This window comes from Vibrio sp. BS-M-Sm-2 (genome assembly GCF_041504345.1).
Taxonomy (GTDB): domain Bacteria; phylum Pseudomonadota; class Gammaproteobacteria; order Enterobacterales; family Vibrionaceae; genus Vibrio; species Vibrio satsumensis.
The window spans coordinates 844462-864840 of the sequence record NZ_CP167895.1; the positions used below are offsets into that span (position 1 = coordinate 844462).

At 45.1% G+C, this 20379-nt stretch carries 16 protein-coding genes and 1 pseudogene; 6 read left to right on the forward strand and 11 right to left on the reverse strand.

Going from position 1 to position 20379, the window contains the following annotated elements; all coding sequences use genetic code 11:
- Window position 1: 1 nt before the first annotated feature.
- The 7 genes and pseudogenes from AB8613_RS19805 to AB8613_RS19835 all read right to left on the reverse strand — a co-directional run bounded on the left by AB8613_RS19805 (window position 2) and on the right by AB8613_RS19835 (window position 7603).
- Window positions 2–1912 (reverse strand): VWA domain-containing protein, encoded by a 1911-nt coding sequence (locus AB8613_RS19805; protein WP_372385728.1) that lies wholly within the window; start codon window positions 1910–1912, stop codon window positions 2–4.
- Window positions 1905–2897 (reverse strand): VWA domain-containing protein, encoded by a 993-nt coding sequence (locus AB8613_RS19810; protein ID WP_372385730.1) that lies wholly within the window; start codon window positions 2895–2897, stop codon window positions 1905–1907. Before AB8613_RS19810 ends, AB8613_RS19805 begins: the two co-directional genes overlap by 8 nt.
- Window positions 2890–3375 (reverse strand): DUF4381 domain-containing protein, encoded by a 486-nt coding sequence (locus AB8613_RS19815; RefSeq protein WP_372385732.1) that lies wholly within the window; start codon window positions 3373–3375, stop codon window positions 2890–2892. The genes AB8613_RS19810 and AB8613_RS19815 overlap by 8 nt, the downstream gene beginning before the upstream one ends.
- A complete protein-coding gene (locus AB8613_RS19820; protein ID WP_372385734.1) occupies window positions 3372–4298 on the reverse strand; it encodes a DUF58 domain-containing protein in 927 nt (308 codons plus the stop codon). Before AB8613_RS19820 ends, AB8613_RS19815 begins: the two co-directional genes overlap by 4 nt.
- A gap of 10 nt (window positions 4299–4308) precedes the next feature.
- Window positions 4309–5264: pseudogene (locus tag AB8613_RS19825) on the reverse strand (AAA family ATPase).
- A 164-nt stretch (window positions 5265–5428) separates the two neighbouring features.
- Window positions 5429–6100 (reverse strand): hypothetical protein, encoded by a 672-nt coding sequence (locus tag AB8613_RS19830; protein ID WP_372385735.1) that lies wholly within the window; start codon window positions 6098–6100, stop codon window positions 5429–5431.
- A gap of 129 nt (window positions 6101–6229) precedes the next feature.
- The gene (locus AB8613_RS19835) at window positions 6230–7603 is read right to left on the reverse strand and encodes a hypothetical protein (RefSeq protein WP_372385736.1); all 1374 of its coding nucleotides are present in this window, start codon (window positions 7601–7603) and stop codon (window positions 6230–6232) included.
- 148 nt (window positions 7604–7751) lie between these two features.
- Here AB8613_RS19835 and AB8613_RS19840 point away from each other — a divergent pair, with 148 nt between their 5' ends.
- From AB8613_RS19840 to AB8613_RS19850, 3 genes are all read left to right on the forward strand, one after another.
- Complete coding sequence (locus AB8613_RS19840) at window positions 7752–8459, forward strand: Crp/Fnr family transcriptional regulator (RefSeq protein ID WP_372385738.1); 708 nt, start codon at window positions 7752–7754, stop codon at window positions 8457–8459.
- Between the two features lie 240 nt (window positions 8460–8699).
- A complete protein-coding gene (locus AB8613_RS19845; protein ID WP_146490986.1) occupies window positions 8700–10616 on the forward strand; it encodes a methyl-accepting chemotaxis protein in 1917 nt (638 codons plus the stop codon).
- Between the two features lie 192 nt (window positions 10617–10808).
- On the forward strand, window positions 10809–11009 hold the full coding sequence (locus tag AB8613_RS19850) for a hypothetical protein (RefSeq protein WP_017065689.1): 201 nt from the start codon (window positions 10809–10811) through the stop codon (window positions 11007–11009).
- Between the two features lie 238 nt (window positions 11010–11247).
- On the opposite strand, the gene malK is transcribed toward AB8613_RS19850, so the two are convergent.
- Window positions 11248–12360: a maltose/maltodextrin ABC transporter ATP-binding protein MalK gene (gene malK / locus AB8613_RS19855; protein ID WP_108082432.1), complete on the reverse strand. Its 1113-nt coding sequence runs from the start codon at window positions 12358–12360 to the stop codon at window positions 11248–11250.
- Window positions 12361–13025: 665 nt separating this feature from the next.
- On the opposite strand from malK, the gene malE reads away from it, so the two are divergent.
- From malE to malG, 3 genes are all read left to right on the forward strand, one after another.
- Entirely contained in the window at window positions 13026–14210 is a 1185-nt protein-coding gene (gene malE / locus AB8613_RS19860; RefSeq protein WP_017060048.1) for a maltose/maltodextrin ABC transporter substrate-binding protein MalE, read from the forward strand.
- A gap of 81 nt (window positions 14211–14291) precedes the next feature.
- Window positions 14292–15863, forward strand: coding sequence for a maltose ABC transporter permease MalF (gene malF, locus AB8613_RS19865; RefSeq protein WP_372385740.1), 1572 nt, complete (start codon window positions 14292–14294; stop codon window positions 15861–15863).
- Window positions 15864–15874: 11 nt separating this feature from the next.
- A complete protein-coding gene (gene malG / locus AB8613_RS19870; protein ID WP_017633186.1) occupies window positions 15875–16765 on the forward strand; it encodes a maltose ABC transporter permease MalG in 891 nt (296 codons plus the stop codon).
- Between the two features lie 589 nt (window positions 16766–17354).
- On the opposite strand, the gene AB8613_RS19875 is transcribed toward malG, so the two are convergent.
- The 3 genes from AB8613_RS19875 to AB8613_RS19885 form a co-directional block, all read right to left on the reverse strand.
- Window positions 17355–17627 carry a hypothetical protein gene (locus tag AB8613_RS19875; RefSeq protein ID WP_060980586.1) on the reverse strand — a complete coding sequence of 91 codons (273 nt, stop codon included), beginning with the start codon at window positions 17625–17627 and terminating at the stop codon, window positions 17355–17357.
- A 222-nt stretch (window positions 17628–17849) separates the two neighbouring features.
- Window positions 17850–18353: an acyl-CoA thioesterase gene (locus AB8613_RS19880; protein ID WP_019822926.1), complete on the reverse strand. Its 504-nt coding sequence runs from the start codon at window positions 18351–18353 to the stop codon at window positions 17850–17852.
- A gap of 384 nt (window positions 18354–18737) precedes the next feature.
- On the reverse strand, window positions 18738–20360 hold the full coding sequence (locus tag AB8613_RS19885) for a peptide ABC transporter substrate-binding protein (protein WP_372385742.1): 1623 nt from the start codon (window positions 20358–20360) through the stop codon (window positions 18738–18740).
- Between the last annotated feature and the right edge of the window lie 19 nt (window positions 20361–20379).

Here is a 20379-nt window from a genome sequence, read left to right on the forward strand (position 1 = left end):
GTTACCACTTTTTGTTCTGGTTGTTAGGAGCACTTTTTTGTCGTGCTTGTAAAATCATTTGCGCTTTAAGCAGCTGGCTTGGGTCTCGTGCACTCTCGACTTGCTCAAGCTTTCGCATATCAGGATCGCTCGACATAGGTTGACCTGATACTTGTGCTGCAGCTTGTTGAGTGTTGTTATCACTGTCTTCCTTAGCAGCCTCTTGAGCAGTCTGAGATGCAGAGTCATCTTTGTCCTGTGACGGCCTACCTGCTTGATCCGCTTTGTTTTGTTGCACAGCTTGCTTGTCGTTTTCTTCATCCATCTTGGAATCAGAGCGGTTATCAGCTTGGCTTTGGTCAGTATTCTGATCTTGGTTTTCACTTTGATCTTGGCTGCCGCTTTGACTTTGCGACTTGCCATTGTCAGCAGAGCTTTGTTGTTGATCCTGCGAGCTTTGCGAAGAATCATTTTGCTGACCTTGCTGACCTTGCTGACCTTGCTGACCTTGCTGACCTTGCTGACCTTGCTGGTTTTGGTCTTTCTGGTCTTTGGATTCAGAATCGCCTTGCTGTTGCTGTTGCTGTTGCTGTTGCTGTTGCTTCTGGGCTTGTTCGACGACCTCTAAGTTCTTCTTAGCATAAGTATGTTCAGGGTTGCTTTCGAGAATACGTTGATACTCTTCAATTGCTTGGTCGTACTTGCCTTGCTTTGCTTGTGCATTGGCGAGGTTGTAGCGAGCATTTTCGTCAGTCAAACCTTGTAGTGTTTGTTCCGCAGCTTCGAAGTCACCCGCTTTGTATTGTGAGATGCCTTTCCACTCTTGTTGTTTGAATTGTTCAGCTGCCTGCTGGAAGTTCTCATCTTGATATAATTGATAACCCACCTGATCATCGGTTTTCCAAGGATTCGCAAACGCAGTATTCGGCTGGCTGAACGATACAAGCACAGCTAGGCCACACCAAATAACCCCTTTTCGAAATAGCCCAAGGACAGGAAGTAACAAAAATGGCAATAACCAGAAACCATTGTTCACTCTGGTATTGAGCGAGTTATCGGTTTTAGTCACTTCTGATGTTGTAGCAATTCGGTCGAGATAACTTGCGATGTGTTCAACGTCTGAGTTATCAAATTGTACCTCAGTGAATGTGCCTCCAGAGCGACGAGTCAGGTCGCGCATATTGTCTACGTTGGTTTTCGCAACCACGGTTTGTCCTGCGTCGGTTTGTAACATCGAACCTGTAGGTAACGAGATCGGCGCGCCGCTTTCCGTACCTACAGCCAAGACTGACAACGTCCAATTACTACCAGAGAGTAGCGAGTCGATATCTTTCTTCTCTTGACCATCAATATCATCAGCAATCAGTACCAGATCGCCTTGGTAGATATGAGCGCGAGTCATCATCTCAATCGCAAGCTTAACTGCCGATGCTGCATTGCCGCCTTGGAAGGGCATGATATCTGGTGATAGGTTGGGTACGAGGTTCTTGATGGTGTTGATGTCAGACGTTAGCGGACTAATGGTGTAAGCATCTCCGGCGTATGCCACCATTCCAGTTAGGCCTTCTTTCCATAAAGAAAGCAGATCCAGAGCCTTGTATCGCGCCTGTGTTAAGCGGTTTGGTTTAATGTCAGTGGCATACATAGACATCGACATATCCATGATCACAACTCGCGCCTGTGTTTTTTCAAAGCTTGGCTGTTCATTGTTTTCAAAGCTGGGACCGGCTAGTGCAATAACACCAACTAACCACCAGATACCAAAGTAAGTGCTGCGGTTTTTTGATGGCTTGCTTGATTCTGGTGCCAAGTAGCGAGCGATATGAGAGGCCAGTAACCCTTGTTTCGATTGTCTCTTGCTGAGCCACCAAATTGCGGGCAGCACGGCAAGCGCTAAGAACCAATATGGGTAGATAAAAGTAAAGTTAGACATTGTTTCTCCTAATGGCTAACAGCATAAATGCGAAGAACATTGCCGCCGACAGTGGCCAGACAAACCACTCTTGTTGTGGTCGCCAGATCTTAGTGGCGTTCGTCACGGGTTCTAATTGGTTGATGGTGTCGTAAATCGTTGCCAGCTCTTTGCTGTCACGCGCTCGGAAGTACTGACCACCAGTGCGTTTGGCGATTTCCATTAGAGTACGCTCATCCAAGTCTTGAGCAGTATTGACCTTACGAGTCATGAAGAACTCTTTGACCATCATTTCGCCCGCACCGACACCCACGGTGTAAATCGTCGCGTTGTACTTCTTAGCAATATCTGTGGCTTCTAGTGGATCTAATACGCCCGCGGTATTGCTGCCGTCACTGAGTAGAATCATCACACGCTGAGGGGCATCGCTGTCGACGAAGGTTTTGGTGGCAAGGCCAATACCATCACCGATCGCAGTTTGAGTACCGATAAGCTTTAACACCGCTTGATTGAGTTGTTGTGATAGCGTGTCTCTGTCTAACGTCAGGGGAGTTTGCAAATACGCATGATCGGCAAAGAGCACCAACCCAACTCGGTCGCCTTTGCGGCGTTCAATAAAGTCACTCAACACATGTTTGACCGCCGATAATCGGTCGATGTATTCACCATTGAACTGCATGTCCTCTTGGCTCATCGAGTAGGAGAGGTCGACTACCAACATCAAATCACGGTGCTTCGGCTGAAACTCCACCGGTTCGCCATACCAGACTGGACGCGCGCTCGCCGTTACTAGCAGAAGCCAAATAATGACTGACAACGCCTTTGGTATGCGAGTGCTCGGAGTTTTGGTGTTACTGTCCTCTGGCAGAAATGGAAGCTTAAGGGCGCTGTTTGATTTCGCCTTTGGTGACAATAAGTAAATGACAAACGGCAGTGGCACGAGGAAAAGCATCCACCACCAAACGAATTCAATGTTTAGCAAGTTAGTGCTTAGAAGATTAGTCATTATTACCTCGCTTTGGAGGAAGGGCTTTACGAAGCCAAGTTTCGCAGTCATTAACCAATTGCTGTTGAGCCTTTTTCTGTTCGTCGGTCATCAAGGATGCATCTTGGTATAGCGCTTGTTGCCATTGTGATTGCTTTACGGAAAATAACGGCTTCGCTAATTGTGCATCCAAGAACGCCAACCAATTATCACCAGACAAGCCTGCCACTTTTTCGCGTGGGAAATAACTCAGCGCTGCTTGACGAAGGATGCGTTGTGCTTCGCTCGGAGACAAGCGATTTGAAGACTGACGATTGCTGAAATAAGACAGCGCTTCTTGCTTCGGTAGTTGGTTGTTTTTTCTGCGCTTTACAATAAAGAACACCAAGGCAATCAGGGTAATGGCTATGACAATCACAGCCCACCAACCCCATGCTAGAGGCCACCATGTCGGTGCGTCTGGCGCAATAGCCGGGCTTAAATCTAAGGGCTGCTTCATGACTGAGATCCTGATATCTGACTCATCAATGGTTGTGCACTCGACAGCGAGCTATAGGGTATCGCGAGAGATAAGCCCAACTGTTGTAGCTGCTGCTTCTTTAGTGAAAAAGCGTGGTTGAGTTTTTGCTTCTCTTTATTGGAGGAGAAATTAAACCATTGGGTTTTATTGCCATCGGTGATCTGTTTTGAACCTTTGAATGCAGTAACACCTTGTTCTAATGGATCGTAAAAATGAACCAAGCGAACTCGATTATGTCGACGTATTTGATTGATAAGTGAGTAATTACTTTCGTTATAACGGACGAAATCACTGAGCATAATGATATCGCTTCCTTTCGGGCAAAGCTGGTGAAGAGATTTCAGCCCATGCTCTAAGGTTGTGTCGCTGTTATTGCCTGGGTTGGTCAGCGCTGCGTTATTGATTTCTATGACTTTTTGTAAAATACGTAGCGGAGCATGGTTGCTAGCACTGGGTTTAATCTCAATGATCTCTTGGCCAGTATCTATCACTGCGCCAATACGGTCTTTTTGAGCGACGGTTAACCAGCAAAGTTGGCTGGCAAAGTGCGCGAGTTGAACCGATTTAAGTAACAAGGTTGAGCCGAAAATCATACTGCTCGACAGATCTAAGAACAAAATCACAGGCTGTTCTCTTTCTTCAGAAAACAGTTTGGTATGCGCCTTGCCTGTTCTCGCCGTGACGCGCCAATCAATGCTGCGGATGTCGTCGCCCGCCTGATATTGACGAACCTCAGAGAAATTCATTCCGCGACCTTTACGATTGCTCTCGTGTTGACCGTTTAGTTGCGACCACAGGCTCTTGGCTGGAGGCAACCAGCGAACAGACTGCGCTTTGTATTGCAGCAGTTCGTCTAGATTTAACGTGACACCGTCACTATGGTTGGGTAATTGATTATTCATGCGCTTATCCCTATGCGCTACCAACCAGTGATATAAGGTGTGCGATCACTTGGTTTGCAGTGACCCCTTCAGCTTGTGCGTGGTAGCTACGAAGCAGGCGGTGGCGCAATACAGGGAATGCCATCGCTTGAACATCTTGTGGAGTAACATAGTCGCGGCCAGCAAGCCAAGCGTGAGCGCGGGCACAACGGTCTAACGCGATGGTTGCACGCGGGCTAACACCCATGTCTAACCATTGATCAAGTTGGTCGCTGTATTGTTTAGGTTGGCGAGTCGCCATTACTAGTCTGATTATGTACTGCTCAATGGTGTCTGCCATGTGAATGCTGAGCACTTCTTGGCGAGCTTCGAAGATAGTTTGTTGAGAAATAGGCTCTGGTTGAACAGGTTGATTGCCTTGCGCTTCGCCTCTGTTTAGGCGCAAGATCTCCAGCTCACTTTCCATGTCTGGATAAGCCACTTCTAAATGCAGCAAGAAACGGTCTAATTGAGCTTCCGGCAGCGGGTAAGTGCCTTCTTGCTCAATCGGGTTTTGCGTTGCCATCACCAAAAAAGATCAGGCAGAGCATAGGTTTTTCGACCAGCGGTCACCTGCTTCTCAGCCATAGCTTCTAGCATTGCGGCTTGCACTTTCGCCGGAGCACGGTTGATCTCATCCGCTAGAATAAGCGAGTTAAAAATCGGGCCCGATTGGAAAGTGAACTCTCCGGTTTCTGGACGGAAAATATCGGTACCAGTTAGGTCGGCAGGCAATAGGTCAGGGGTAAATTGAATACGGTGAAAATCTCCCTCGACACAGTCAGCCAGCGACTTTACTGCGCGGGTTTTTGCCAACCCCGGAGGCCCTTCAACAAGGATATGACCATCTGCCAGTAAGGCGATCATCAATTGTTTTACGAGCTCTTGCTGACCAATGATTTGAGACTCTAGGTAGTTTTGAAGGATTTCGAAGTTATTTTTATGCATTTTTGGACTCTCTGGGGGCCATTTGATTCTTATTTTGAGTATTGGTCACTTATTAATAGGAAAAAGTTCCAGTACATCTACGTAATTTATTTTTCCAAAAATGGAATGATTTACAAGTGTTTAGCCAAAGTACAGTTAAGCCCAACGGTTTACCATAGTCAGACTTAAAAGGCGTGCTTTAGTGTTAACCAAAAGTTGTCGTCTTCATCGGTATTTATCGCCATGCTCGTTTCCTTAGTAATGTTGTGGCCAACTTGGGTGACGAGTTCAAACAAGCGAATCTTTCGTCCATTTACGCTGTAGGTATATTGAGGTACCAAATTGACGAACCAGTCGTCGGCGACTTGCCAGCGAATAAAGGTATACAAGGTCACGATCGACGTATCTGGAAATAGTGTTTTTTGAGCTTTCTTATCGTCTGTCCAGGTTTCGCCGTATAAAAGGGCTGGGTTGATCCTAAGGTTATCTGAGATAGGGATTATCTGGATGGCGCCAACAGAAGCTCGGTTAACGGGAATCGCATTGGCGTTGTTGCGCTGCATATCGACAAACAACCCTGTTCCACTTTGTTTATAGATAGAAAAATGGCGTAGATGTACGGTTTCAAAATCGTCTTTAAATTGAATGAAGCTGTTGTGACCCAATACACTGTCGGGGCTGTTGAATCCAAATTGCGCGATGGCACCATATCCGTTGGTCCCTGTTCGTATTCCCAGAAACGAGCTCAGCGTGGTAGGATCGTCTAGGTCTTCTATTTGTTCTTGTTCTTGCTCTGGTTTTAGTTCTGGTTTGAGTTCTTCTGTTTGCGCTGCTTGTGCCAGTATAAGAAAAGACATGAGCGACAACAATGATAGTAGTTTAAGTAGCATGGCAACCTCAGAAAATGGATGGTATTCGGTCATAGATGGCAGGCGGGGAACCTGCCATTTCATAGTTTTATTAATTGGTTATTCAGCTGGAAAGGACTATCCCGAGCAAGGGATCATCAGCTCGAAGTTGTTGGTCGTCGTGTAGAAAGTTCTTGGGTAGTATTCCCCCATCACCGGGGCGATATCTTTGTCTTGCTGGATGTTTTGGATGGCGTGGCTAAACTCCGGCGCTGCGAGCATGTGACGGATTTGAACAATCGATGCATCTTCATCAATAATGCCATCACCATCGTCTGCCATTGGTAACCAACCTACACCACATTGGGCAAAAGCGTTACGTGGCCTGTCGGCGGCGCGACTCACGGCGACAGTGTAATACCCGTCTTTGTCCACCGGAATAGCTTCATCGTAAAGGCAGTCGTTGACTTTGGTTACAGCGAAGCCTTTATTCGAGCAGACCGACCAATAACGAAGGTCACCTTTGGTCATCTTTTTAACGCCATGGAAAGTTTTTGGCGTCACAGGTGCTTTCGCTCTGAGGACAAATACAGGGCCATGTTTGCGATTGACGACGGTTCTAATGTAATTGTTATCAAGATTGGGGTAGAAGCCACCCGTGCTACGGCGAGCTTCAGGATTGACTTTCCCAGTGTAGATACCTAACAAGCTTTCTCGGTCGAGTTGAATGTGCCAAGTCGATGGGTTGGTCGCGGGGAAGCCTGCTGGCTTGTTGGGTTGTGACACCAGTTCTCGATATTTCTCTACAGGGATCCCCAAAGCATTCAATTGAGCTTTTAACGGTTGTGTACTTTGCAGAGAATCACACGCTTCTTGCCCGCGAAGTTCCTTTCCTGAAGCTAGAGTGACGATTGGCTGAGGTAATGCTGTATTCCCTGTGCCATCACTGTTTTCGTCTTTTGCGTAGATACGGTAAATGATCACTTGCTGATTAGCTGAAGATTTCGGCGTGTGCAGTTCATCCATTTCAGCACCGTCACGTATTTGGCCTGCGGTGTAATCAGTTTTTGGTTGAGAGTCGAGAATATTGACTTGATAGCTTCTAAGAACGCTGTCGCGCTGGCTGCCTTCTCTGAAAGGGTTCACGCTGCTTTGGCTGGGTTTTATCATATAGTCGGGTAAAGATTGCACCGGTCTTCCACGGTCATCATAGCTAATGAACGACATGTAGCGAGAATGTGGGAATTGCCCTTCTAACCTGAGCTTGGCACCATCAGGTACAGTAAAAGCTGATCCCCAATACTTAACTGCTGCATCGGGGTAGGCAACGTTGATATACGGGTCAGCAGAGACGGGACCATAACGGAAGAAACACGTTCTTTCTCCTGGGATCCCTTCAAATTTATCATTGGCTGCTGAGACAGAACTCCAGCTAGCGCAGGTAATTAAAACTGTTGCTACAGAGCCTTTAAAGAGCCAACGACTCAATGTATTTACGCATGGCATTTGCATTTTTTAATCCTCTTTTCACGACCTTGTGGTGTTTCCTAATACTTATATTTGATTAATTGTTAATTTATCTGTAACAATTAATTAACAAGCTATCAGGAGCGAGTTGAGAACAATGTGTAAAATCTTACATTCTAGTTTCGTGCCTACGATGAGTAGTGAAGAACAACATTCGATGCTGGAGACGGTGTTAAGAAATGATCCCACGCTAAATCAGTTAGACCCGAAGGCTATTGAGGAAATAGTTGGAGCCGCAAAAATAGAAACCTATAAGGTTCCAACATTGCTCAATTCCGCCTATACCGCTGTCGATACCATGCGACTTGTCGTTAAGGGACACATTGAACTGATGAGTTACAGTGAAAGTGGCGATGAGGCGTGCATTGCCATGCTAGGTTCGAGCAGTTGGCTGACATGGATAGGGTGTTTTGAAGACCAACCGACGAATCTCAATTTTTACTCTTCATCTGATGCGATTGTCGTCGCCATTCCGGTCAAAAAAATGAGAGCTATCGCTGACCGTTACCCTCAACTTTATAAGATTGCGATTCGAGAAATCAGTTTTCGATTCCGGCTCTTGATGGAGTGGACGACAGAATCTGTGCTTCTCAAAAATGACTATCGCGTAGCTAAATTACTTCTATTGGTAAGCCGTTTGAATGGGGCTCCTAATGAGTTAAATCCAATCTTGTATACCCAAGACAAACTTGCCCATCTATCTCGATGTACCCGTCAGACACTGAGCCGTTCGCTCCAGTTGCTAGCGAAGGAAGGCATGATTGAAATAGGTTATCGCCGTATTGATATCATCAATCAAGACAAGCTAAATACATTCATTCTGGAAGGGTTAGCTAGGTAAATATGGCGTCACGCATAATGAATTTGAATAAAGCTAAATAATCATATTTCCTGATGGATGATACTCCAAGGTTAAATAATTTAGTTGTTACATCATATTTGCAATTTTTTGAGAGAAAAGTCTCTAGTTTTATTGGTTGTGGCCGATACATCACTCAGATTGTGCATTGCTGTTGGCGTGCACTAAAAAGTCCTGTTCAGGGTATACCGATAACGAGCTATTCTTTTTAAAGGTCCCAATATGTTTAAAACTAACTCTCTGAGTATCAAGCAAAAAGTTGTACTTGGAATTACCTTCGCGGTTCTTGCATCAACAGTTATTGTCGGCGCGATGGCGCAACAGCAAGCAAGAGATGTACTAAGTCATCGATTGATCGATATTGAACTTCCAGGAATGCTGGAGCGAATCAATGGTGAAATTGACCGAGAAGTCTCTCAGCTATTACTAGCGGCGGAGCAAATTGCTTCAAATGAATTTATTTCTGATGCTATCCAATCGACGGATCGCGATCCGGCACTAGAAAATAAACTGGTTAAACAGCTGAACAATGTTCGCAACCAATATCAGTTGAATGATGCCTCAGTGGCGAACCGTCAAACTGCATATTACTGGAACCAAAACGGATTCTTGCGTCAGCTAAACCAACAACAAGATGGTTGGTTCTTTGGCTTTACTCAATCTGGTCAGCCAACCATGGTGAGCATGTTCCAAGAAGCTAATGGCGAAGTGAAGATGTTTGCTAACTACCAACAGCCTTCTGGTTTGGCGATGTCAGGTCTATCAAAGTCGATGGATGACATGGTTAACCTACTCAATGGTTTTAAGATTGAAAATACAGGCTTCGTATTCTTAACCGATAGCCAAGGTGATGTTCAAATTCACCGTGAACGCTCACGCAGCGATTCTTCACTTCAACAACTTTACGGCCCTCAAGCAAGCCAGTTACTGAACAAGTCAGGCTTTAACCTAATTACTACTGAAAGCCAAGGCCAAGAGCTGTTTGTAGCGAGCTTGTATGTGTCCTCAATGGACTGGTTTGTTATTGGTGTTGTTCCAACTAATGAAGTATTTGCAGAGCTAGATGAGACAGCGCAAAAGATGCTGATCATGACTGCGGTTGTGGCGTTAGTCTTTATCCTAATGGGCGTAGTGCTAGCAAATAGCATCACCCAGCCGATTAAGCTGTTGGCTAAGCGTTTCGGTGACCTTGGCGAAGGTGATGGCGATCTAGCACAGCGTATCGAAGTGAAAGGCAACGATGAAATTGCACAGCTTTCAAAGGGCTTCAACGGATTCATTGAAAAGATTCACGAGTCGATGAAAGAGGTGTGTTCGACAAGCCAGGCGCTTCAAGTGGCAGCAGAGAGTGTTTCTAATAAAGCGCATATTACTCACGACAACAGCCAAGAACAGCGTGACCAAACGCTTCAAGTAGTTGCTGCAATCAACCAAATGGGTATGACAATCAGCGAGATTGCATCGAACGCGGCAACCGCAGCAGAAACGGCAACTCAAGCTTCAGGTAATACGGAAGTAGGCCGTTCTGTGGTGAACAAAGCAAAAGACGCGATCAGTCGTTTGGCGCAAGATATTGAAAGCACGGGTCAGGTAGTAGAGCAACTGGCTTCTACAACTCAAGACATCGGTTCTATTCTGGGTGTTATTCGTGATATTTCAGAGCAAACTAACTTACTCGCATTGAACGCAGCGATTGAAGCAGCCCGAGCCGGTGAGCAAGGTCGTGGTTTTGCGGTTGTAGCTGATGAAGTACGTAACTTAGCAAGCCGTACTGCAGATTCAACGGAAGAAATTCAGAAGATGATCAACCAACTACAAAGCGATGCGAAAGATGCGGTAACGGCAATGAGTGCAGGTAAAGTGATTACTCTTGAAGGTGTATCAGCATCGGATGAAGCGGTAGACGTGCTGGGGGGTATTTCAGATCGTATCGTTGATATCACTGACCGTAACACACAAGTGGCAACGGCAACGGAAGAGCAATCAACCGTTGTTCACACCATCAACCAGAACATTGAAGAGATCAACGCGATTAATGAAGTGACAACGGGCACGGCTGAGCAACTTGCAGAGGCGAGCCAAGAGCTTCGAGACCTTTCTTCTCGCCTAGATAAGATGGTTGGTTCATTTAAGCTGTAGCATGGCTTAGAAAGGGACACAGACGAAGAGCTGGATTCATTTAATCGTGAATCCAGCTCTTTTTATTTAGGGGCTTGTTTTCTTCTAACTGGCCTTAGCTTGATCTGGTTTCGGGCTTTGCACTTAATCGCTCTAGCATCACAGAGCGTAAATGAGTAAAATCTGGTTAGGTTTAATATTTAGGTAAGTATCATGAGCGATTTTGAAAAAGAACTAGAGCAGATGACTCAAGAGATGGGCGATGAGCCTGAGGTGAAACTGCCATCACTTGAAGAGCAAAAAGCAATTGTTGCTGAGTTCAAGCGACTAGAAGCGGAAGGCAAACTAACACCAGAAGTGTTAGAAAAGCATTTTGGCCAGTTCAACAAAACAAGTGATACGCCAATCCATTAAGTTGATTTAGGCAGGTCTTTTGTCTGAAAGAAGTGATATTAGCGGTTGGGTTTATTGCCTGACTAACAGATAAAGGTCTAGCAGTTGCTAGGCCTTTTTTATTGCAGCTAGCTCAAGAAAAATGGTTGATTCACGAACGATTCAATGTAAGTAAAATTGTCTCCAACACATAAAAAATCCCCCTTACTGAGTAAGAGGGATTCGATATGGGCAAGTTATATCCTAAAAGGCTAAGCGATTAGTCTGTGCCATACTCTTTGTACAAACGACGACATGCGCGGCCATCGCTGTGGAATAGGTGACAACGGTGCGCTGGAATACCAATCGCCAACTTGTCACCAGATTCGATTGTTAACGTGTCTGGCTGGCGATAGATAACGTCAGCATCGGCACTTTCAAGGTTTAGGTAAACCTGAGTTTCGTTACCTAGCTTCTCAACCATCATCACTTCAGCTTCAATTGTCGCGTCACCTGCTTCAGCAGACATCAAGTGTTCAGGGCGAATACCCAGCGACATACGATCGCCAGCATTAACCGTCGTCCCGTCAACAGGAATCCAGAAAGTCATACCGTTAGAAAGCTGTACCAATACGCGCTCTGCTTCAGCTTGCTCAATGTGTACCGACATGAAGTTCATCTTCGGTGAACCAATAAAGCCAGCAACGAAACGGTTTTGAGGGTAGTGGTAAAGGTCAAGCGGCTTACCGACTTGAGATACATAACCACCATCAAGAACAACGATCTTATCCGCCATTGTCATCGCTTCCACTTGGTCGTGGGTAACGTAGATCATGGTACAACCCAGTTGACGCTGTAGCTTGGTGATTTGCGAACGCATTTGAACACGTAGTGCAGCATCTAGGTTTGATAGAGGCTCATCAAGTAGGAATACGTTTGGTTGAGAAACCAGAGTACGACCAATCGCAACACGTTGACGCTGACCACCAGAAAGCGCTTTAGGTTGGCGCTCAAGAAGGTGACCAAGCTGAAGGATTTCTGCAGCATGTTCAACGCGTTTGTCGATCTCAGCTTTATTTGCGTTTGCTAGCTTCAGACCGAAAGACATGTTGTCGTATAGGTTAAGGTGAGGGTAAAGCGCGTATGATTGGAATACCATACCCACACCACGCTTTGACGGTTCAACGTCATTCATGCGCTGGTCGCCAATGTACAAATCACCAGACGTAATGTCTTCTAGACCTGCGATACAACGTAATAGCGTCGATTTACCACAACCTGATGGTCCTACGAATACTACGAATTCACCTTCGTTGATGTCTAAGGTTACGTCCTTAGAAATCTGTACATCACCATATGATTTATAAACGTTTTTTAACGTGACACTCGCCATCTAGCTTGTCCTCGATCGATCAAATTTTAAGTTTTACTGCTTATCATTATAAGAAATTTTTGGGTCAGCAGTAACTGTAGGAATTGGTAAGTATTGAGTGAGTAAGAAAAAAGTGGGTGAGACTTGGCTTCTTTAACCAAGCCCACCCGTCATAGCCAAACTGATGCCCATTTCCCCCACATCCAGCTAAACCTCCCCCGTGATTCAATCACAGATTTAGCTCGATGCTAATAATAAGACACCAGCGGGCAGTGAAGCCAACTAAATGAATAATGCGTCAACGCATAACACTTGCCGGTAAAGGGTTCTTACTATCCACTCTTGGATGAATGCAGTTTCGGTGAAATGGCGTAAGGGTACATCCTCCTAATGGAAAATTAACTAGGGGGAGTAGGAGGGGAGGAGTAGATATACAGGGTTATTAATAATTGGCGATCCAGTTCAAATAAATCCACCACATAACGGTGATGTTGATCACGATGACTATGCGTTTTGTGATTGCAGTCTCTAATCTGACCGGATGGCGATCACGAATTTAAGCCATAATAGCTAGGGCGTAGTGGCTAGGATGATGAGCTAGGGTCTGTTTTCTCAGATCATAACCTCCGAAAACTGGCTCGTCTTGGTAGATGTGCCCTACGTATAAATATAAAAAGGATATTCACATGAAAAACGCTCTAAGCGCTGTAGCTCTAGGTACAATAGTTGCTCTGGGTTCTTTTGGTGCAAATGCTGCTATCGAAGAAGGACAACTAACAATCTGGGTAGGTGGTGACAAAGCTTATGAAGGCATGGCTGAAGTAGGTAAACGCTTCGAAGAAGATACTGGTGTTAAAGTAACCGTCGCTTTCCCTGACAAGCTAGAAGAGAAATTCCCTCAAGTAGCAGCAGCTGGCGATGGCCCAGATATGATCTTCTACGCACATGACCGTTTTGGCGGCTATGCAGAAGCGGGACTTCTTGTTGATATCAAACCTTCTAAAGAAACTAAAGAAGGTATCGTAGACTTCGCATGGGACGCTGTTTCATACGAAGGTAAAACAATCGCATACCCTGTAGCGGTTGAGTCAGTTTCTCTAATTTATAACAAAGCGCTTGTTCCTAACCCGCCTAAGTCTTGGGAAGAAATCCCAGCACTTGATGCTGAACTTAAAAAAGATGGCAAAAAAGCGATCATGTGGCCTCTACGTGGCGGCGCTTACTTCACATGGCCTCTACTTGCAGCTGACGGCGGTTACGCATTCAAACAAACTGCAGAAGGTTACGACATTAAAGATGCGGGCGTAGCGACTGACGGTGTTCAGAAGTCTCTAGGTTTCATCGAGAAGATGGTACAAGACAAAGTTATCTCTGCAGACATGGATTACTCAGTTGCTGAGTCTGAATTTGTTGCGGGTAACGTTGCAATGACAATTAATGGTCCTTGGGGTTGGGAAAACATCAAGAAAGCCGGCGTAGATTACGGTGTAACAACTTTACCTAAGTTCAACGGCAAAGCGTCTAAACCTTTCGTTGGTGTATGGGCGGGTGGTATCAGCACTGCGTCTCCAAACCGCGACCTAGCTGTTGAGTTCATGGAAAACTACTTACTAACAGATGAAGGTATGAAGAGCCTGAACGACGACAAGCCACTAGGCGCTGTTGCTCTTAACTCTTTCCAACGTCAACTAGACAGCGATACTCGTATTGCAGCAACAATGGACAACGCGATGAACGGTGAAATCATGCCTAACATCCCTCAGTTCACAACATTCTGGTACAGCATGGAAGAAGCGATCGGCAACGTAGTTGACGGCCGTCAATCAGTAGACCAAGCACTAAAAGCTGCTGAAGGTCGTATGGTTAAGTAACACCCAGGCACTACCTTTTAAGGAGGGGGTAACCTCTCCTTACTTTTCTATTTTTTATCTATATCGCTAGCAGGTTCCTCTATGCAGTCAGTTCAAGGTACAGATGCTATCCCAGCACCATCAAGCCTTCCAGGCAGTAAAAGCGTCTTCATCAAATGGGGGTTGCTTGGTAGCGTTGGCTTAATAAACGGCTACGCTACAATTCTAATGTATTCTCGCGGTGAGCTCGCTTTTGCGCTGCTTACAGTGATCTTAACGGCTTTGGCACTTTACATTTTTGGTAGTAAAAAAACTTACGCCCACCGTTATATTTACCCAGGTATTGCCGGAATGATCTTGTTCATTCTTTTCCCATTGGCATACACCGTAGGGCTTGCGTTTACTAACTACAGCGCGAAAAACCAGCTTTCTCTAGAGCGTACTCAAACCGTTCTTTTAGACCGTTCTTTCCAAAGCGGTGAGAGCTACCCATTTACTTTGTACAAGACAGATGACGGTCACCAGATCGTAGTAAAAGATGGCGACCAACTGTTAGCAACTGACGTATTTTCTCTAGACAATATGACAGCAACAGAGATGGACCTATCTGTCATCGAGTCTGCGCAAGGTGAAAAAGAGAAGATCAAAGCGATCATCCAAAACCGAGCAGCGATCAGTGGTGTTGATTTCAATCTACCGGACGGTGGTGACATCCGCATGAGTGGCTTACGTAAGTTTGCTTCTGTTGCTCCGCTTTACACGCTACAAGACGATGAAGAAACGTTAATCAACAATGAAACGGGTGAAGTTCTCAAGCCAAACATGGATGTGGGTTTCTACCAGCCTGTTGATGCAAACGGTGAGTTTACGGGTAATACCATCTCTCCAGGTTTCGTGGTTAGTATTGGTACGAATAACTTTGAGCGTGTATGGAAAGATGACGGCATTAAAGAACCGTTTATCAGCATCTTTATTTGGACGGTTATCTTCTCGGTATGTACTGTCGCGTTCACACTGGTTATCGGCCTTGTGCTTGCAAACATCGTACAGTGGGAAGAGCTGAAAGGTCGTTCTATCTATCGTGTTCTACTGATTCTGCCTTACGCCGTACCAGCATTCATCTCGATTCTTATCTTTAAGGGTCTATTCAACCAAAGCTTTGGTGAGATCAACATGGTGCTCGAGAATATCTTCGGCTTAAGCCCAAACTGGTTCTCAGACCCGATTCTTGCGAAAACCATGGTGTTGATGGTTAACACATGGCTAGGTTTCCCTTACATGATGATTCTGTGTATGGGCCTGCTTAAAGCGATTCCTGATGATTTATACGAAGCGTCAGCAATCGATGGTGCGAACTTCCTTGATAACTTTAAGCGCATTACGTTCCCATTGATGATTAAACCGCTTACACCGCTATTGATTGCAGCGTTTGCCTTTAACTTCAACAACTTCGTAATGATTCAACTATTGACGAACGGTGGCCCGAACATGATTGGTACTTCTGAACCAGCGGGTTACACAGACTTGCTTGTAAGCTACACGTACCGAATTGCATTCGAAGGCGGCGGCGGTCAAGACTTCGGTCTAGCAAGTGCTATCGCAACGCTTATCTTCCTATTGGTTGGTGCACTAGCGTTACTAAACCTTCGTTTCACTAAACTGTCTCAAGATTAAGGAGCACGACAATGGCTATGGTACAAGGTAAAGGCCTTAAATACCGAGTGTGGGCAACGCATGCAGTGTTGTGGTGCTTTTTGGCAATGATTATCTTCCCACTACTGATGATTATCGCGATCTCATTCCGTGAAGGTAACTTCGCAACCGGTAGCTTGATTCCAGACAATCCATCACTGGAGCACTGGAAGCTAGCATTGGGAATTTCAGTAACGAACGCAGATGGCTCGGTAACGCCACCTCCATTCCCTGTTCTAACTTGGTTATGGAACTCGGTTAAAGTAGCGGGTGTTACGTCTATTTTGATTGTGGCGTTGTCTACAACATCGGCTTACGCATTTGCTCGTATGCGCTTCAAAGGTAAAGAAACTATCTTGAAAGCGATGATGATTTTCCAAATGTTTCCAGCGGTACTTGCTCTAGTGGCTATCTACGCGCTGTTCGATAAACTTGGTCAATACATCCCGTTCTTAGGCTTGAACACGCATGGCGGTCTGATCTTCTCTTACCTGGGTGGTATTGCACTGCACGTTTGGACTATTAAAGGCTACTTTGAGACGATTGATAACTCTTTGGAAGAGGCGGCAGCACTGGATGGTGCAACGCCTTGGCAAGCATTCAGACTGGTTCTACTGCCATTGTCTGTGCCAATCCTAGCGGTTGTGTTTATCCTCTCTTTCATCGCGACAGTTGGTGAAGTGCCAGTAGCGTCTATCCTACTTACAGATGTGAACTCTTACACACTAGCAGTAGGTATGCAGCAATACCTATACCCTCAGAACTACCTATGGGGTGACTTTGCGGCAGCGGCTGTACTATCAGCACTTCCGATTACTATCGTGTTCTTACTTGCTCAACGTTGGTTAGTTGGCGGTTTGACGGCAGGTGGTGTAAAAGGATAAGCTATACCCTATAAGAAAGAAAAAGAGCGACCGTTAGGTCGCTCTATATTGGCATTTTTATTACATCATTTGGTTTGGCCGCCGATCAGTAATAAAAATAACCCTCAGGTTACGCATAGCTGGCTACTAATCAGGTTCCTTACGCTATTAATGATTAGTGGTTTTTGTAACTCTAACCCAGGTATTTACTTGGGTTTTTTTATGCCTACTACTTTTTGTTTTTTGTGTCAGCGTTACTCGTCAACTCTTGTATTCATCACCGTTATTGTGCTGATAAGCGCTTTAGTATTAAAAGCTTCGAGTCACTTCTCTTCTACGCTTTTCTTGACTCATTCCTCTTACTTGAAGGCATGAACGAGTCTCACAAATCAGACACTCAGTATAAGGGGCTGTCGATCTATTGATATATTGCTAATAATCCAATGCGTGATACTTCAATGATTTGTATGCAACGATTAGCCAGATTACACAGGAAATGTCTATAACGGCAGGCGACTGTTGATGTATCGCGAGTAATCATCACTGCCGGTTATTGATTTGCTTGGAAGCATGTTTCGATTTAAAGCTAAGAGGGAATCAGATGTTGGGATTAGAATTCTCTACTAGAAGGAGCACAACCAAGATGCTGCAACAGCACATAGATGCTTTCTTGATCGAGTGCCACACGGCGAAATAGATCCGCAAACGTCTGGTCACCGCCAAAACAAGTTTGGATGTAGTGGTTGATTTCATTGCTGTCGTAGCCTTCGACGTACAAAGTTCTAACCCATTGGTACTCAACAGCCTTTAAATTGTTCAGTGTAGATTCGCTAAGAGTGGGGCGTGTGACGCTCAAGAGTGGCTCCGGGAAATTCAAATACATCCATTATGATTGGCGGTATTTAAACAGAGCAAAATGACGACTTTATTACAGTTAAAATAAATCCGAGAGACAGCTTCGATTCATTTCAACCTTTGGCTGGCTATCACGCTTTCATAGGCGTGCCTTGTATAGATACATAGAGCTAAGGGGTTAGATAAGCAAATGCCAAGCAGGTACTTGGCATAGTAATAAGGTTTTGTAAGGTAGAGCGGTTGGTGGGCTTTACTTAAGGTACTTCACGTGCGCTTCCATCTCTTCACCAATCTGTTTTCGCATGTTCATTAGACGAATAGCCGAATCTCGTAATTCGATGTCTTCTGGCGTCTCTGGGATCCACTCTGGAACTTTAGTCGGATTACCATTCTCATCGACAGCGACCATAATAACGATACAGTGAGTTGTTAGGCGGTTATTGAGCTCTTTAGGGTCGCTGGCTTGAACGTCGATAGCGATATGCATTGAAGATGAACCTGTGTATATGACCTTTGCACTTACCTCCACAAGGTTGCCTACGTGAATTGGGGCAACGAATCTAATTCCGCCTGCATAGGCTGTTATACAGTATTTACCGCTCCAACCTGCGGAACAAGCGTAGGCTGCTAAATCGATCCACTTCATTGCTGCACCACCATGAACTTTACCACCAAAGTTCACATCCCCGGGTTCAGCTAAAAAACGCAGAGTAACGTCTCGTTTACCATCTTGTCGGCTATTGCTACTGCTCATTTATTTTCCTTCATTATTATCGCACTGCATAACATGCTTGTTACTTGCTAATAACAATATACTTAAGATGACATAAATTAAAGCGGATAATCTCACGATTAAGACTATTTTTTCGAACAGGTGATAAGTTGGTGAATATTGGCGTTTAAAGGCGTTAAAGGTGATGCATCAACAGAGGTGTACTTTATCGAGTAAGTTGCTCGAAAGGTTGATTGCAAAAAAAACACCTAGCGTAATGCTAGGTGTTTCTAAGCCGTGTGGTACTCATTACGGTACCTTATTTTGTTTTAGCCAACTAACCGCTGTTTATCTGGTTTAGTTAAATGATTCTAGCCTCTTTACCACTAAAGTGGTAGTTAAAAATATTTGTTATTCAGCTCATTTTTACTCTTGGATAAAGTATAGATCCTTCGCGTAGATATTTCCTTTCGGATTATTATTGGGGAAACCTTTTAGTGTATTTCGCACTAATCGAGTGTGATTGTAATGATATAAAGGCATAACTGCTGCTGATTCGTTAAGTATCGACTCTGCGTGCTGGTATAGAGCGAAGCGTTTAGATTGTTCTTCCGTTTTACTTGCTTGCTGTAAGAGCTCATCATAATCGGTGTTACAGTAACCACTCTCATTTGCAGTGTGGTCACAAGTGAAGGCTTCTAGCAATGCAGAAGGTTCTGGGTAGTCACCAAACGCCCATGAGCGCGCAATCTGATAATCACCAGCCCCTTTCGCTGCAACATACGCTTTCCATTCCATGTTCTCTAACTCAACTTTTACGCCAAGTGGTTTCCACATTGATGCAATCGCAATAGCTATTTTCTTGTGGTTCTCACTGGTGTTGTATGTCAGTGTGAATTTAAGTGGGTTGTTCTCGTTATATCCAGCTGCTTCCAGTAGCATTTTGGCTTTTGTTAAACGCTGAGCGCTGTCTAAAGAGTTGAATTCGGATAAAGGCGCTATGTAATCAGGAATATTATTCGGCGTCACGCTGTAGGCTTCAGGCTCACCTTGACCTGTAACTTTCTCGACCAGAATCTCACGATTGACGGCCATGCTCAGTGCTTGACGAACTCTGACGTCATCAAAGGGCGCTTGGCGCGTATTGAATGAATAAACATATGAGCCCAATAGAGCTTGCGCTTTGATTTGCTCAGGACTTTCTTGGATTAATTTCTGGTAGTACTCAAGCTGAACGCGATTGGTCATATCGATCTCACCAGCTTGGTAGCGGATAAGCTCGGCATTTTGAGATGATAAGCCTAAATAGGTCACCTTGTTAATGACTGTCGATGTGTCATCCCAATAATTTGGGTTCCTCTCGACCTCAACGTATTCGTTGGGTACCCATTTACTCAAAGTGTAAGCACCGTTGGTTGCGATATTTTCTGCGCGAGTCCATTGGTCACCTTTCTCTTGAACCAACTTAGCAGGCAAAGGGAAGAAGGTCTTGATGCTCATTAAACTCATAAAGTAGGGCGTAGGTTTTGAAAGTGAAATTTCAACCGTGCGCTGATCTAATGCTTTGATGCCAAGCTCAGAGGGATCTTTGTCTCCTGATAGAATCTCGCTAGCGTTCACGATGTTAGCCGTTGAAAAAACAAAACCCGTGTTGTTACCTGTTTTAGGAGACACAGCTCGCTGCCAACCAAAGACAAAATCGGATGCTGTGACTGGCTCGCCATTCGACCACTTGAGGCTCTCTTTCAACACAAACGTCACGGTTTTACCGTCTTTGCTGATAGACCATTCTTTGGCTTGCCCTGGGATGATCTGCCCGTCACTGTTCTCAATCACAAAGCCTTCAAACATATCATTGACGATAATGTCACCGGGCATGCCTGAATTTACGAAGCTAGGATCCAGTGTATTGGGCTCTGCACCGTTGCCACGTACAAAATGTTGTTCCTCAGCTAACGGTGTATCAGCAGGAACAGTGGCAGCAAAGCTTGAAGCAGATGACAAAGCAAGCAGGGACGAGATGATCACAGGGATCGTTGGTTGAGTCATTGTAATTCCTTTTACAACT

Coding starts and splice junctions, on each gene's coding strand:
- malE (WP_017060048.1), top strand. CDS start 13,026: ATGAAAAACGCTCTAAGCGCTGTAGCTCTAGGTACAATAGTTGCTCTG.
- malG (WP_017633186.1), top strand. CDS start 15,875: ATGGCTATGGTACAAGGTAAAGGCCTTAAATACCGAGTGTGGGCAACG.
- AB8613_RS19845 (WP_146490986.1), top strand. CDS start 8,700: ATGTTTAAAACTAACTCTCTGAGTATCAAGCAAAAAGTTGTACTTGGA.
- AB8613_RS19880 (WP_019822926.1), bottom strand. CDS start 18,353: ATGAGCAGTAGCAATAGCCGACAAGATGGTAAACGAGACGTTACTCTG.
- AB8613_RS19805 (WP_372385728.1), bottom strand. CDS start 1,912: ATGTCTAACTTTACTTTTATCTACCCATATTGGTTCTTAGCGCTTGCC.
- AB8613_RS19810 (WP_372385730.1), bottom strand. CDS start 2,897: ATGACTAATCTTCTAAGCACTAACTTGCTAAACATTGAATTCGTTTGG.
- AB8613_RS19885 (WP_372385742.1), bottom strand. CDS start 20,360: ATGACTCAACCAACGATCCCTGTGATCATCTCGTCCCTGCTTGCTTTG.
- AB8613_RS19835 (WP_372385736.1), bottom strand. CDS start 7,603: ATGCAAATGCCATGCGTAAATACATTGAGTCGTTGGCTCTTTAAAGGC.
- AB8613_RS19875 (WP_060980586.1), bottom strand. CDS start 17,627: ATGTATTTGAATTTCCCGGAGCCACTCTTGAGCGTCACACGCCCCACT.
- AB8613_RS19840 (WP_372385738.1), top strand. CDS start 7,752: ATGAGTAGTGAAGAACAACATTCGATGCTGGAGACGGTGTTAAGAAAT.
- AB8613_RS19815 (WP_372385732.1), bottom strand. CDS start 3,375: ATGAAGCAGCCCTTAGATTTAAGCCCGGCTATTGCGCCAGACGCACCG.
- AB8613_RS19850 (WP_017065689.1), top strand. CDS start 10,809: ATGAGCGATTTTGAAAAAGAACTAGAGCAGATGACTCAAGAGATGGGC.
- AB8613_RS19820 (WP_372385734.1), bottom strand. CDS start 4,298: ATGAATAATCAATTACCCAACCATAGTGACGGTGTCACGTTAAATCTA.
- AB8613_RS19830 (WP_372385735.1), bottom strand. CDS start 6,100: ATGTCTTTTCTTATACTGGCACAAGCAGCGCAAACAGAAGAACTCAAA.
- malK (WP_108082432.1), bottom strand. CDS start 12,360: ATGGCGAGTGTCACGTTAAAAAACGTTTATAAATCATATGGTGATGTA.
- malF (WP_372385740.1), top strand. CDS start 14,292: ATGCAGTCAGTTCAAGGTACAGATGCTATCCCAGCACCATCAAGCCTT.